We start from the raw sequence: 13,326 nt of genomic DNA on the forward strand, positions 1-13,326 counted from the left end.
ACGGATTAGTTACTCTTCTTCTGTGCCGGGGCCTGGCCTTTGTCCTGCAGTTGCGATGGAACAAGCACGGTGGTGACGCGTCTGCCTTTCTCGCTGGTGGCCTTCATTTTTTGCTCTTTCACCAGATAGGTGATCTGATCGCCGGTAATATTACTGTCCAGTTGCTCCAGATAAGCGTTACCGGTCAGGATAACCAGATCCTTCGCCAGTTCGTAATGCATATGTGAGGCGCGACCTTTCACCGGCTTGCCGTTGTCCTGCATCTGGAAGAAGGTCGCAGGGTTGCCATAGCCATCGATAATCTCTTTGCCCTGCTCGCCACCCGGACGGGTAACGACCACTTTATCGGCGTTGATTTTGATGGTGCCCTGGGTCATCACGACGTTACCGGTAAAGGTCACCACGTTACCCTGCATATCCAGAGACTGGGCGTCCGATTCAATATGAATCGGCTGTTCGGTATCGCCAGTGACAGCAAGCGCGGGGAGGCTGGCTGCAAGCATCGCGCTGGCGATAAGAACGTTAAGGCTGAGTTTGTTTGTTTTGAATTTCATAGGAGGTTCTAACCTTTTCAATCAGCTCGGCGTTTTTGCTGCGTAAGTTCCCGCGCATTCTTAGACCGCTGGAATTAAATGTTGTGCCATACAGTGTAACCAGATCCTGGGATGTGACATCCTGTGTTACCAGGTTTATCTGGGCATTATCTGTCGTAATTTTGCGCAGCTGCGAGTCAGCGCTCAGGGCGTTGACTTCAACGTTTCCATACAGATAAAGCATACGGTCATTCGTCAGTTTCGCCCTGTCGGACTTGATCGACCACGTTGGGGCTTTGTTGGTATCGAACGTGGTCATCACCGGCTGGGTAAACCATGAAATGCCATCATCTGAAAAGTATTCTACGTGTTGGGCAATCAGGCGATAGTTCAGTGCGCCTTCCGGGCTGTAGACCACGGTGTCGCTATGATCGCTTTTATAAGTTGGCTCGCTTGTGTTGACCGCTTGCGTTTGCGTATCGTCACGGTCGGCAAGGTTCACGCCAATCAACACCAGGGCGATAAGCGTAAGCAGAATGATTACCCAACGTCTGGTTTTACTCATATTGATTGCCCTTTGGCCTCATCAAGCTTGCCCTGCGCCAGCAGAAGCAGATCGCAGACTTCACGTACAGCACCGCGGCCACCGTTGATATAGGTTACGTAATCCGCTCGCGGGGTAAGCAGCGGATGTGCATCGGCAACCGCAATGCTGAGGCCCACCTCTGCCATGACCGGCCAGTCAATCAAATCGTCCCCAACGTAGGCTACGTTTTCCGGTGCGATAGACAGTTTACCCAGTAGATCGTTGAAGGCGACCCGCTTATCGGATTGCCCCTGATACAGGTGGGTAATGCCCAGCGTTTCGCAGCGGTCTTCTACGAGTTTAGCTTTCCGTCCGGTGATGATAGCAACTTCAATACCTGATGTAATCGCACAACGAATACCGTAGCCGTCGCGAACGTTAAATGCTTTCAGCTCTTCGCCATTGTTGCCCATATAAATCAGACCATCGGAGAGTACGCCATCCACATCCAGAATCAGCAGGCGGATGTTTTCCGCTTTCGCCATCATGTGGGTACTGACCGGGCCATAACAGGTTGCAAGGGATGCACCCGCATTACTCATTGTCTTATCCTTCATTACACTACGCCTGCGCGTAGCAGATCATGCATATGTACCACACCCAGCAATTGGTCGCCATCTGCAACCATCACTGAGGTGATATGACGGGACTGCATCAGGTTCAGCACATCCACAGCCAGCGTGCCCGGACGCACGCGGATGCCGCCTGGGGTCATAACATCGGCAATCCCAAGCGTACGGACATCTACACCCATATCGAACACGCGGCGTAGGTCGCCATCGGTAAAAATCCCCTCAATCTTCATCAGGCCGTTGCAAACCACCGTCATACCCAGATTTTTACGGGTTATCTCCAGCAGCGCATCGCGCAGCGAGGCCTCTTTACTGACATGAGGTATCTCATCGCCCGTGTGCATAATGTCGTTCACCCTCAACAGCAGTTTGCGCCCAAGCGCACCGCCGGGATGGGAGAGCGCGAAATCTTCGGGCGTAAAACCACGCGCTTTTAGCAGCGCAACCGCCAGGGCATCGCCCATCACCAGCGCAGCCGTGGTGCTGGATGTCGGCGCAAGACCCAGCGGACAGGCCTCTTTAGGCACTTTCACGCACAGGTGAATATCCGCCGCCCGCGCCATGCTGCTTTCGGGTCGGCTGGTCATGCAGATAAGCGGAACCTGCAGGCGCTTTAGCACCGGGATCAGCGCCAGGATCTCATTGGATTCGCCCGAATTTGACAGGGCAATGACCACATCCTGCGGCGTGACCATACCCAGATCGCCGTGCGCGGCCTCTCCGGGGTGAACAAAGAAAGAGGAGGTGCCCGTGCTGGCAAAGGTCGCCGCCATTTTGCGCCCAATGTGGCCGGATTTTCCCATCCCCATCACCACGACTTTACCGGCACAATAGGATATCTTCTCACATGCCTGACTAAAATCCTGATTAATGTACTGATCTAACTGCGCCAGACCTTCACGTTCAATCTCCAGAACCTCTTTTCCTGCTTTCTGAAAGTCAAAACCCGGCTGCAATTCTATGTGCGACATAATGCGTTTCCATTTACCCAGAGAGAAGAGGCGAGAGCCAGTACAGCATCGCCAGCCATACGATAAATCCACCTGTCAGCAGCGCGCCTGCGCCTTTGCCGATCTGCCGTTGCCGACGCCAGCAGAGCAGGGCGAAAATGACGCTGACCAGCAGCATCACGCCGTAATCGCGCGTGAAGGCCAGGGGGTTAAATGGCCCTGGCGATATCAGGGCGGGGATGCCCATCACGATGGCGATATTAAAAATGTTCGAGCCGATGATGTTGCCAATCGCGATATCATCCTCACCTTTTCGCGCGCCTGCTATCGCCGTAGCCAGCTCCGGCAGGCTGGTGCCAATGGCAATCACCGTCAGGCCTATCGTTAATTCGCTTAGGGTGAAATAGTTAGCCAGCACCGTAGCGTTATCCACCACCATACGCGTTGCCATCGGCATGATGATCAGCGCGACGCCAAGCCAAAGCAGTGCAACGGGCAGATTGCCATCGCGAGGGAGTTCGGCAACCTGCTCGCGCGTGAGGCTGTCATGACCCTGCTTTTCGGCCTGGCGGGCAATTTTAACGCTATAAAGCAGCCATATCACCGCCAGCGCCAGCAGGAAAAGGCCATCGCTGTAGCTCAGTACGCCATCATAAAAAACACAGCCCACCAGCAAACTTACGATCAACATTAGCGGCAATTCACGGCGTAGAACATCAGAATGCACGCGAAAGGGATGCAGTAGCGCCGCTAAGCCTAAAATAAGCAGTATATTAACGATGTTAGAGCCAATTGCCGTGCCGATCGCAAGGTCTACCTGGCCGTGTAGCGACGCCGTGACGGAGACGATGATTTCTGGAAGTGAAGTACCCACGCTGACAACGGTCATCCCGATGACGATGGGCGGTACGTTCATCAGTCGGCACAAGATTGAGGCAGCAAACACCAAACGGTCAGCACTGTAGACCACCAAAAGTAATCCAATTATTAACAGTGCTGTTGCTAAAAGCATCAAAAGTCCTTTCTTCAGGTATACTCACCGGTCCGCCGCGCAGGAGTTGCAGGCACTGCACGCAGTCTGAGATGTGTCAGATTCCTAATTTTGACTTTATGCGCCGGAAAAGTAAAACAAATGCCAGCTTTCGCTAACCGCTAAAATTAATATTCTGTAAAAATGTGGGGTTTAGGGCTGATTTAAGCTTTATGCTTGGCATGAAGCAGGGTAAGAAAGGAACCGTAAATGAGCCAAACGCTAGCGAATATAGTCGATGTCCGTGGTATGAGTTTTTCTCGCGCCAACAGATTGATATTTGATGATATTTCGTTGACCGTTCCGCGTGGCAAAATAACCGCCATCATGGGGCCGTCCGGGATTGGTAAAACGACGCTGTTACGACTCATTGGCGGACAGATCCCGCCGGACAGCGGTGAAATCCTCTTCGACGGCGAAAATGTGCCGGAGATGTCACGATCGCGGCTGTATACTGTGCGCAAACGCATGAGTATGTTATTCCAGTCTGGGGCGTTATTCACCGACATGAACGTCTTTGATAACGTCGCCTATCCGTTACGTGAACATACTGATTTGCCGTCGGAACTGCTCAAAAGCACGGTGATGATGAAGCTGGAAGCAGTGGGGTTACGCGGGGCAGCGAAACTGATGCCCTCAGAGCTTTCCGGCGGGATGGCGCGTCGTGCTGCGCTGGCGCGCGCCATTGCGTTAGAACCTGATTTAATTATGTTTGACGAGCCATTCGTTGGGCAAGATCCTATTACTATGGGCGTGCTGGTTAAGCTCATTTCTGAACTTAACAGCGCGCTTGGCGTTACCTGTATCGTGGTCTCTCACGACGTGCCGGAAGTATTGAGTATTGCTGATTACGCCTACATTGTGGCAGACAGAAAGATCGTCGCACACGGTAGCGCGCAGGCGTTGCAGGACAATTGCGATCCGCGAGTGCGGCAGTTCCTGGACGGTATTGCGGACGGCCCTGTGCCGTTCCGTTATCCCGCGGGCGATTATCGTGACGAATTACTGGGAATAGGGAGTTAAGCCACTCATGCTGTTAAATGCGTTGGCCGCGCTGGGACATGGTGGCATAAAAACCATCAGGACGTTCGGGCGTGCCGGATTAATGTTATTCAACGCGCTGGTCGGCAAACCGGAGTTTCGTAAGCATGCGCCTTTGCTGGTGCGTCAGCTCTATAATGTCGGCGTGCTGTCGATGCTGATCATCATTGTTTCCGGTCTGTTTATCGGCATGGTGCTGGGCCTGCAGGGCTATCTTGTTTTGACGACCTACAGCGCAGAAACCAGCCTCGGGATGTTGGTGTCTCTGTCACTTTTACGTGAACTGGGGCCGGTTGTGGCGGCGCTGCTGTTTGCCGGGCGCGCGGGTTCTGCGTTAACCGCTGAAATTGGCCTGATGCGCGCGACGGAGCAACTGTCCAGTATGGAGATGATGGCCGTCGATCCGCTGCGTCGCGTAATCTCTCCCCGTTTTTGGGCCGGCGTTATCTCTTTACCCTTGCTCACCATTCTGTTTGTCGCTGTGGGTATCTGGGGCGGTTCACTGGTTGGCGTGCACTGGAAAGGTATTGACGCTGGGTTCTTCTGGTCGGCTATGCAGGCTGCCATCGACCTGCGTATGGATCTGTTGAACTGTTTGATTAAGAGCCTGGTGTTTGCCATTACGGTCACCTGGATTGCGTTGTTTAATGGTTACGATGCTATTCCGACCTCGGCGGGCATTAGCCGTGCAACTACACGTACTGTCGTACATTCGTCGCTGGCCGTACTGGGTCTGGATTTTGTGCTCACCGCACTGATGTTTGGGAATTGAGTTAATGCAAACGAGAAAAAATGAAATTTGGGTTGGCGTGTTCCTGCTGTTGGCACTGCTGGCTGCGCTGTTTATCTGCCTCAGAGCGGCGAACATCACTTCTGTTCGCACCGAACCGACGTATCGCATCTATGCGACCTTCGATAATATCGGTGGTCTGAAGGCGCGCTCACCGGTACGCATTGGCGGTGTGGTAGTCGGGCGAGTGACGGACATTACGCTGGATGAGAAGACCTACCTGCCGCGCGTAGCGATGGATATCGAAGAGCGCTATAACCACATTCCTGATACCAGCTCGCTGTCTATTCGTACCTCCGGCCTGCTGGGCGAACAGTATCTGGCGCTTAACATCGGTTTCGAAGATCCCGAGCTAGGAACGTCTATCCTTAAAGACGGCGGCGTAATTCAGGATACGAAGTCCGCGATGGTGCTGGAAGATATGATTGGTCAGTTCCTTTATAACAGTAAAGGGAGTGATAATAAGTCTGATGCTGCCCCGGCGCAGAGCGAAGATCATACTAACGCCGTACCGGCCCCTGGTGCTGCGAATTAATCTCAGGAGAAGTCATTCATGTTTAAACGACTGTTAATGGTTGCCATGCTGGTCATTTCCCCCCTCACCGCAGTCCATGCGGCGGACCAGACTAACCCGTACAAACTAATGGATGAGGCTGCTAAGAGAACCTTCGACCGTCTTAAAAATGAACAGCCTAAAATCCGTTCCAATCCTGAGTATCTGCGCGAGGTGGTCGATCAGGAACTGCTGCCGTATGTTCAGATCAAATACGCGGGCGCGCTGGTACTGGGCCGTTATTACAAAGACGCTACGCCTGCGCAGCGTGACGCCTACTTTGCCGCCTTTCGTGAATACCTGAAACAGGCGTATGGACAGGCGCTGGCGATGTACCACGGCCAGACCATCCAGATTGCGCCTGAAAGGCCGCTGGGTGACGCGACCATTATTCCTATCCGCGTAACGATTGTTGATCCAAACGGCCGTCCGCCGGTTCGCCTGGATTTCCAGTGGCGTAAGAACAGCCAGACCGGAAACTGGCAGGCGTTTGACATGATCGCTGAAGGGGTGAGCATGATCACCACCAAACAGAACGAATGGAGCGATTTGCTGCGCACTAAAGGCATTGATGGCCTGACTGCGCAGCTGCAGTCCATCTCTCGTCAGAAAATTACGCTGGACGAGAAAAAGTAATGTCACAGCATTTTAGCTGGGCGCGTGAAGGCGAGACGCTAAAGCTGTCCGGTGAGCTGGATCAGGATCTGCTTAATCCGCTGTGGGATGAGCGTCATGAGGCCATGCAGGGCGTGACGGTGATAGACTTAAACGCGATTACGCGGGTCGATACGGCGGGAATTGCGCTGCTTACCCACCTTGTTGCCGTGGGGAAAAAGCGGGGCGCAAGCGTCACGCTTTCCGGCGCGAGCGATAATGTCATGACCCTGGCACAGCTCTACAATTTGCCTGAGGACGTCCTGCCTCGTTAATATTTTCAGTGCGTTACTTCTGAAAGCCCCGACAGTTTCATCGTCGGGGCTTTTTGCTTGTTTAAGACGACGGCACTTTGCTCTAAGATGTTGGCCTTGTTTTCACAATCAGACGATGTAGAACCCATGGAAAATAATGAAATCCAGACTGTGCTGATGAATGCACTCTCCCTTCAGGAAGCCCACGTCTCTGGCGATGGCAGTCACTTCCAGGTTATTGCTGTGGGTGAGATCTTCGACGGTATGAGCCGTGTGAAGCAGCAGCAGGCTGTTTACGCGCCGCTGATGGAATACATTGCGGATAACCGCATCCACGCCCTATCGATTAAAGCGTTCACCCCGCAAGAGTGGGCACGCGATCGCAAATTAAACGGTTTTTAAGCTGAGGGCGAAGCGCCCGCAGCACGGTTGAATTCATAAGAGAGCAATCACATGGACAAATTTCGTGTACAGGGGCCTACGCGTCTCCAGGGCGAAGTCACAATTTCTGGTGCAAAAAACGCCGCTCTGCCCATCCTCTTCGCTGCGCTGCTCGCGGAAGAGCCGGTAGAAATTCAGAACGTACCGAAACTGAAAGATATCGATACGACCATGAAGTTGCTCGGGCAGTTGGGTACCAAAGTCGAGCGTAACGGGTCCGTCTGGATTGATGCCAGTAACGTTAATAACTTCTCTGCGCCTTACGACCTGGTGAAAACCATGCGTGCGTCTATCTGGGCGCTTGGACCGCTGGTGGCGCGCTTTGGTCAGGGTCAGGTCTCTCTGCCTGGCGGCTGCGCCATTGGTGCACGTCCGGTTGATTTGCATATCTTTGGCCTGGAAAAACTGGGCGCGCAGATCAGGCTGGAAGAGGGTTACGTTAAGGCGTCCGTTAACGGTCGCCTGAAAGGCGCGCACATCGTGATGGACAAAGTGAGCGTAGGAGCAACGGTTACCATCATGTCTGCGGCGACGCTGGCAGAAGGCACGACCATTATTGAGAACGCCGCGCGTGAACCTGAGATTGTGGACACCGCAAACTTCCTCATGGCGCTGGGCGCGAAGATCGCCGGCCAGGGGACCGACCGTATCACCATCGAAGGCGTTGAACGTCTCGGCGGCGGCGTGTATCGCGTTCTGCCGGACCGTATCGAGACCGGTACTTTCCTGGTGGCAGCGGCCATTTCTGGCGGCAAAATTATGTGCCGTAACGCACAGCCTGACACCCTGGATGCCGTGCTGGCGAAACTGCGCGAAGCGGGTGCGGATATTGAGACCGGCGAAGACTGGATAAGCCTGGACATGCACGGCAAGCGTCCAAAAGCCGTGACCGTTCGTACCGCTCCGCATCCGGCATTCCCAACCGATATGCAGGCGCAGTTCACCCTGTTGAACCTGGTGGCGGAAGGGACCGGTGTGATCACCGAGACCATTTTCGAAAACCGCTTTATGCACGTTCCTGAACTGATCCGTATGGGCGCGCATGCCGAGATCGAAAGCAATACGGTCATCTGTCACGGCGTTGAAAAACTGTCTGGTGCTCAGGTGATGGCGACCGATCTTCGTGCGTCAGCGAGTCTGGTGCTAGCGGGATGTATAGCGGAAGGCACTACCGTTGTCGATCGTATCTACCACATCGATCGTGGTTATGAGCGTATTGAAGACAAACTGCGCGCGCTGGGTGCCAATATCGAGCGTGTGAAGGGCGAGTAATCGTTTCGGCAGCCCCCTGCCAGAAATGACCGGGGGGTTGCTATTCCAGTCTCTAAAAGAGCCTCAGTCCTGGTGCTTTTCTTTTGCTTTTCTCTGGCGCATCATGCGCGTTCTGTCAATAAATTCATGGGTAATAGGGTCATGATAGCGCGATGGCCAGATCACCCACGGATGCGTTTCGAGCACCCTTGCGATAATCAATTCACCTTTTGGCCAGGGGCGCGTCAGGGCGTTTGCCAGGGTTGAAGAGCTTAAACCGTTACGGCGCGATTCTGCCGCCAGTGATGTGCCTTTTTTACGCAATGCCGCAATGATATCTGCGGTGTGCCAGTCGATAAATTTCGTATCCATAAAGCTGTCCTTATGTTCGTATTCACCCACGCCATTTCTGTGGAAATGACGGTTGTACTATAACCTCTTAGAACATCTGTTCTAAAAAGTTCGCGTTACTGGAAGTGATATTCAGAATAAGGAAGGGCTTTATTCATACGGGATGTAAGCCGATGATTTAACGTGATTAGGGAATTTATAAACGCTTATTGGAGCCTCCCCGTGAGGCACGGGGAGAGTAGGATGAGATTAGCGGTCGCGCTGAACGGCAATGTGGGCAAGACCAATTAATGCTTCGCGCCATGGGCTGTCCGGTATCACCTGAAGGGCTTCAATAGCTTTGTCGGCCTCTTCCTCAGCACGCTGGCGCGTCCACTCCAGCGATCCGCAGATAGCCATCGTTTCCAGTACAGGTTCAAGAAGATGACGACCATTTCCCTGCTCAATAGCCTCTCGGATCATTTTCGCCTGATCGGGTGAACCATTGCGCATGGCATGGAGCAACGGCAGCGTGGGTTTACCTTCGTTCAGATCATCCCCAACGTTTTTACCGAGCGTTTCACCATCGGCGCTGTAATCCAGAAGATCATCAATCAGCTGGAAAGCGGTGCCAAGATAACGGCCATAGTCCTGCAGACCTTTTTCCTGCGTTGGGGTGCAGCCCGCCAGAATACCGGAGCACTGCGCTGCAGCCTCAAAAAGACGGGCTGTTTTGCTGTAGATGACGCGCATATAGTTTTCTTCAGTGATGTCCGGATCGTTGACGTTCATCAACTGCAGGACTTCGCCTTCAGCGATAACGTTAACGGCCTCTGACATCACCTCCAGCACTTTCAGCGAACCCAGGCTGGTCATCATCTGAAATGCGCGGGTATAGATAAAATCCCCCACCAGAACGCTGGCTGCATTACCGAAAGCGGCATTAGCCGTCGCTTTTCCACGACGCATATCTGACTCATCCACAACGTCGTCATGAAGTAGCGTTGCGGTGTGAATAAATTCGATCAATGCCGCAATGGAGACGTGGGCATTTCCCTGATAGCCAACGGCCCTGGCGGCCAGAATGGCAATCATCGGGCGAATGCGTTTGCCGCCGCCGCTGACAATGTAATAGCCCAACTGGTTTATCAGTTGAACGTCAGAGTTGAGTTGCTCCAGGATTGCTGCATTTACACCCGCCATATCTTGCGCGGTTAACTCGTTGATTTTATCTAAATTCATCGCAAAAGCCGGGCTTTTCATCCTGTTGATCCCATTTACAATGGGGTTACGAAGGGTTTCGGTTTATTAATAATAGCGCTGATTGTACTGAAAAAACGGCGCAGATAAACGTTACCGTACGCGTTGTGTTTTTTTTCTTCATGTATTGACGGTAGCACTTGTCAAAGGCTCGCGTTTTGCGTAATATTCGCGCCCTATTGTGAATATTTATAGCGCACTCTGATTATTACGAGGATGTGCGCGGAAGCGGAGTTTATATGTACGCGGTTTTCCAAAGTGGTGGTAAACAACACCGAGTAAGCGAAGGTCAGACCATTCGCCTGGAAAAGCTGGACATCGCAACTGGCGAAGCTGTTGAGTTCGCTGAAGTTCTGATGATCGCAAACGGTGAAGAAGTCAAAATCGGCGTTCCTTTCGTTGATGGCGGCGTTATCAAAGCTGAAGTTGTTGCTCACGGTCGTGGCGAGAAAGTTAAAATCGTTAAGTTTCGTCGTCGTAAGCACTACCGTAAGCAGCAGGGCCACCGTCAATGGTTCACTGATGTGAAAATTACTGGCATCAGCGCCTAAGACCTGAGGAGAGATTTAAATGGCACATAAAAAGGCTGGCGGCTCCACACGTAACGGTCGCGATTCAGAAGCTAAACGTCTGGGCGTTAAGCGTTTCGGTGGCGAATCCGTTCTGGCGGGTAGCATCATTGTTCGTCAACGTGGTACCAAATTCCACGCGGGCAACAACGTAGGTTGCGGTCGTGACCACACTCTGTTTGCTAAAGCAGACGGTAAAGTGAAATTTGAAGTTAAAGGTCCGAACAACCGTAAATATATCAGCATCGTTGCTGAGTAAGGTGTTCTCGGTCCGGTAACGGATTAAAGCCCCGCAACCTGTTGCGGGGCTTTTTACATTGGAAACCCGGCAATTTTTTCTGTAGGGAAACGGGCATGAAGCAGCAGGCCGGCATTGGTATTCTTTTGGCGCTCACGACCGCAATGTGCTGGGGTGCGCTGCCAATTGCAATGAAGCAGGTACTGGAAGTGATGGAGCCGCCTACGGTGGTGTTTTATCGCTTTCTGATGGCAAGTATTGGCCTTGGCGCCATTCTCGCTGTTAAAGGTAAGCTTCCACCGCTGCGCCTCTTCCGTAAACCGCGATGGTTAATATTGTTGGCAATCGCGACAGGAGGGTTGTTCGGTAACTTTATTCTGTTCAGCTCTTCACTGCAGTATCTTAGCCCTACGGCGTCGCAGGTGATTGGTCAACTTTCCCCGGTTGGCATGATGGTCGCCAGCGTCTTTATCCTCAAAGAGAAGATGCGTGGGACGCAAATTGTCGGGGCGAGCATGCTGATTTTCGGTCTGGTGATGTTCTTTAACACCAGCCTGATTGAAATTTTTACCCGCCTGACGGATTACACCTGGGGTGTGATTTTCGGCGTGGGGGCTGCAACGGTCTGGGTGAGTTATGGCGTCGCGCAAAAGGTGTTATTGCGTCGTCTGGCCTCACAGCAGATCCTCCTTTTATTGTACACTTTGTGTACAATGGCATTATTGCCATTAGCCAGGCCAGGTGTGATTACCCAGCTCAGCGACTGGCAACTGGCGTGCCTCATTTTTTGTGGGCTTAACACGCTGATCGGTTATGGCGCGCTGGCCGAAGCAATGGCGCGCTGGCAAGCAGCGCAGGTGAGCGCGTTAATCACGCTGACTCCGCTGTTCACGCTGTTATTTTCAGATTTGTTATCAATGGCCTGGCCCGATGTCTTCGTCAAGCCGATGCTCAACCTGTTGGGCTATCTCGGTGCGTTTGTCCTAGTTGCGGGTGCGATGTATTCCGCCATTGGTCATCGTCTCTGGGGGCGTTGGCGCAAAAATGAAGCGGTAGTAGTGGAAGTCACCCGCTCAGGCGAATGATTTACGGAGAGTAAAATGAAGTTTGTTGATGAAGCTACGATTCTGGTTGTAGCAGGTGATGGCGGTAACGGCTGTGTCAGCTTCCGCCGTGAAAAATATATTCCTCGTGGCGGCCCTGACGGCGGCGACGGTGGTGATGGTGGTGACGTGTGGCTGGAGGCGGATGAAAACCTCAATACGCTAATCGACTACCGTTTCGAAAAATCTTTTCGTGCTGAGCGTGGCCAGAACGGCCAGAGCCGTGACTGTACCGGCAAACGTGGTAAAGACGTCACCATTAAGGTTCCGGTCGGCACGCGAGTTATCGACCAGGGTACAGGCGAAACCATGGGTGATATGACCAAACATGGTCAGCGCCTGCTGGTCGCTAAAGGAGGCTGGCACGGTCTGGGTAACAGTCGCTTCAAATCTTCTGTCAACCGCGCACCGCGCCAAAAAACAATGGGTACGCCGGGTGATACGCGCGACCTGCAGCTGGAACTGATGCTGCTGGCTGACGTGGGTATGCTGGGTATGCCAAACGCGGGTAAATCGACGTTTATTCGTGCCGTTTCGGCGGCGAAGCCAAAGGTGGCGGATTATCCGTTCACCACGCTGGTGCCGAGCCTGGGCGTCGTCCGTATGGATCACGAAAAGAGCTTTGTCGTTGCCGATATTCCAGGCCTGATTGAAGGCGCAGCGGAAGGCGCGGGTCTGGGTATTCGCTTCCTGAAACACCTTGAGCGCTGCCGTGTGCTGTTGCACATTGTTGATATTAACCCTATAGATGAATCCGATCCGGTCGAAAATGCCCGTATCATTATCAGCGAGCTGGAAAAATACAGCGAAAAACTTGCTGGCAAGCCGCGCTGGTTAGTCTTCAACAAGATTGACCTGATGGATAAAGCCGAAGCGGAAGCAAAAGCGAAAGCCATTGCTGAAGCGATGGGCTGGGAAGAAAAATACTACCTGATCTCTGCAGCAAGCCAGCTTGGCGTGAAAGATCTCTGCTGGGATGTGATGGGCTTTATCATTGATAACCCAATTGTTCAGGCAGAAGAAGCAAAACAGCCTGAAAAAGTCGAGTTCATGTGGGATGACTACCACCGCCAGCAGCTCGAAGAAGCGGAAGCTGATGATGATGAAGAGTGGGACGATGACTGGGATGAAGACGACGAAGAAGGCGTTGAGTTCATTTACAAGCATTAAT

The 13,326-nt window shown here is 52.8% G+C and carries 18 protein-coding genes; 11 read left to right on the forward strand and 7 right to left on the reverse strand.

Annotated features, from left to right (window positions below; genetic code table 11):
• Positions 1-5: 5 nt before the first annotated feature.
• Genes lptA through NL510_RS03735 form a run of 5 tightly spaced genes read right to left on the reverse strand, consistent with a single transcriptional unit; the run spans position 6 to position 3,653 of the window.
• Complete coding sequence (gene lptA / locus NL510_RS03715) at positions 6-554, reverse strand: lipopolysaccharide ABC transporter substrate-binding protein LptA (RefSeq protein WP_253381680.1); 549 nt, start codon at positions 552-554, stop codon at positions 6-8.
• Entirely contained in the window at positions 523-1,098 is a 576-nt protein-coding gene (lptC, locus tag NL510_RS03720) for an LPS export ABC transporter periplasmic protein LptC (RefSeq protein WP_253381682.1), read from the reverse strand. Before lptC ends, lptA begins: the two co-directional genes overlap by 32 nt.
• Positions 1,095-1,661 (reverse strand): 3-deoxy-manno-octulosonate-8-phosphatase KdsC, encoded by a 567-nt coding sequence (kdsC, locus tag NL510_RS03725; RefSeq protein ID WP_253384741.1) that lies wholly within the window; start codon positions 1,659-1,661, stop codon positions 1,095-1,097. The genes lptC and kdsC overlap by 4 nt, the downstream gene beginning before the upstream one ends.
• Before the next feature lie 14 nt (positions 1,662-1,675).
• Positions 1,676-2,662, reverse strand: a complete 987-nt coding sequence (gene kdsD, locus NL510_RS03730; RefSeq protein WP_253381684.1) for an arabinose-5-phosphate isomerase KdsD — start codon at positions 2,660-2,662, stop codon at positions 1,676-1,678.
• 13 nt (positions 2,663-2,675) lie between these two features.
• Positions 2,676-3,653 carry a calcium/sodium antiporter gene (locus NL510_RS03735; protein ID WP_253381686.1) on the reverse strand — a complete coding sequence of 326 codons (978 nt, stop codon included), beginning with the start codon at positions 3,651-3,653 and terminating at the stop codon, positions 2,676-2,678.
• Positions 3,654-3,881: 228 nt separating this feature from the next.
• Between NL510_RS03735 and mlaF the strand changes: the two genes are divergently transcribed.
• From mlaF to murA, 7 genes are all read left to right on the forward strand, one after another.
• Entirely contained in the window at positions 3,882-4,694 is an 813-nt protein-coding gene (gene mlaF, locus NL510_RS03740; protein WP_253381688.1) for a phospholipid ABC transporter ATP-binding protein MlaF, read from the forward strand.
• A 7-nt stretch (positions 4,695-4,701) separates the two neighbouring features.
• Positions 4,702-5,484 carry a lipid asymmetry maintenance ABC transporter permease subunit MlaE gene (gene mlaE / locus NL510_RS03745; RefSeq protein WP_253381690.1) on the forward strand — a complete coding sequence of 261 codons (783 nt, stop codon included), beginning with the start codon at positions 4,702-4,704 and terminating at the stop codon, positions 5,482-5,484.
• Positions 5,485-5,488: 4 nt separating this feature from the next.
• A complete protein-coding gene (gene mlaD, locus NL510_RS03750) occupies positions 5,489-6,037 on the forward strand; it encodes an outer membrane lipid asymmetry maintenance protein MlaD (RefSeq protein ID WP_253381692.1) in 549 nt (182 codons plus the stop codon).
• A gap of 18 nt (positions 6,038-6,055) precedes the next feature.
• The gene (gene mlaC / locus NL510_RS03755) at positions 6,056-6,691 is read left to right on the forward strand and encodes a phospholipid-binding protein MlaC (RefSeq protein ID WP_253381693.1); all 636 of its coding nucleotides are present in this window, start codon (positions 6,056-6,058) and stop codon (positions 6,689-6,691) included.
• Positions 6,691-6,984, forward strand: coding sequence for a lipid asymmetry maintenance protein MlaB (gene mlaB / locus NL510_RS03760; RefSeq protein ID WP_253381696.1), 294 nt, complete (start codon positions 6,691-6,693; stop codon positions 6,982-6,984). Before mlaC ends, mlaB begins: the two co-directional genes overlap by 1 nt.
• Positions 6,985-7,110: 126 nt before the next feature.
• The gene (ibaG, locus tag NL510_RS03765; RefSeq protein ID WP_253381698.1) at positions 7,111-7,365 is read left to right on the forward strand and encodes a BolA family iron metabolism protein IbaG; all 255 of its coding nucleotides are present in this window, start codon (positions 7,111-7,113) and stop codon (positions 7,363-7,365) included.
• Positions 7,366-7,416: 51 nt separating this feature from the next.
• Complete coding sequence (murA, locus tag NL510_RS03770) at positions 7,417-8,676, forward strand: UDP-N-acetylglucosamine 1-carboxyvinyltransferase (RefSeq protein ID WP_253381700.1); 1,260 nt, start codon at positions 7,417-7,419, stop codon at positions 8,674-8,676.
• Positions 8,677-8,739: 63 nt separating this feature from the next.
• On the opposite strand, the gene sfsB is transcribed toward murA, so the two are convergent.
• Both sfsB and ispB read right to left on the reverse strand, forming a co-directional pair.
• A complete protein-coding gene (gene sfsB, locus NL510_RS03775; protein WP_253381702.1) occupies positions 8,740-9,027 on the reverse strand; it encodes a DNA-binding transcriptional regulator SfsB in 288 nt (95 codons plus the stop codon).
• 228 nt (positions 9,028-9,255) lie between these two features.
• Complete coding sequence (gene ispB, locus NL510_RS03780) at positions 9,256-10,227, reverse strand: octaprenyl diphosphate synthase (RefSeq protein ID WP_253381704.1); 972 nt, start codon at positions 10,225-10,227, stop codon at positions 9,256-9,258.
• A 257-nt stretch (positions 10,228-10,484) separates the two neighbouring features.
• On the opposite strand from ispB, the gene rplU reads away from it, so the two are divergent.
• The 4 genes from rplU (at position 10,485) to cgtA (ending at position 13,325) form a co-directional block, all read left to right on the forward strand.
• On the forward strand, positions 10,485-10,796 hold the full coding sequence (rplU, locus tag NL510_RS03785) for a 50S ribosomal protein L21 (RefSeq protein WP_095284390.1): 312 nt from the start codon (positions 10,485-10,487) through the stop codon (positions 10,794-10,796).
• A 19-nt stretch (positions 10,797-10,815) separates the two neighbouring features.
• The gene (rpmA, locus tag NL510_RS03790; RefSeq protein ID WP_004385076.1) at positions 10,816-11,073 is read left to right on the forward strand and encodes a 50S ribosomal protein L27; all 258 of its coding nucleotides are present in this window, start codon (positions 10,816-10,818) and stop codon (positions 11,071-11,073) included.
• 95 nt (positions 11,074-11,168) lie between these two features.
• The gene (locus NL510_RS03795; protein WP_253381706.1) at positions 11,169-12,137 is read left to right on the forward strand and encodes a DMT family transporter; all 969 of its coding nucleotides are present in this window, start codon (positions 11,169-11,171) and stop codon (positions 12,135-12,137) included.
• A 15-nt stretch (positions 12,138-12,152) separates the two neighbouring features.
• Positions 12,153-13,325: an Obg family GTPase CgtA gene (cgtA, locus tag NL510_RS03800; protein ID WP_253381708.1), complete on the forward strand. Its 1,173-nt coding sequence runs from the start codon at positions 12,153-12,155 to the stop codon at positions 13,323-13,325.
• Position 13,326 lies beyond the last annotated feature (1 nt).

The sequence above is a fragment of the unidentified bacterial endosymbiont genome, assembly GCF_918797525.1.
Lineage (GTDB): Bacteria > Pseudomonadota > Gammaproteobacteria > Enterobacterales > Enterobacteriaceae > Enterobacter.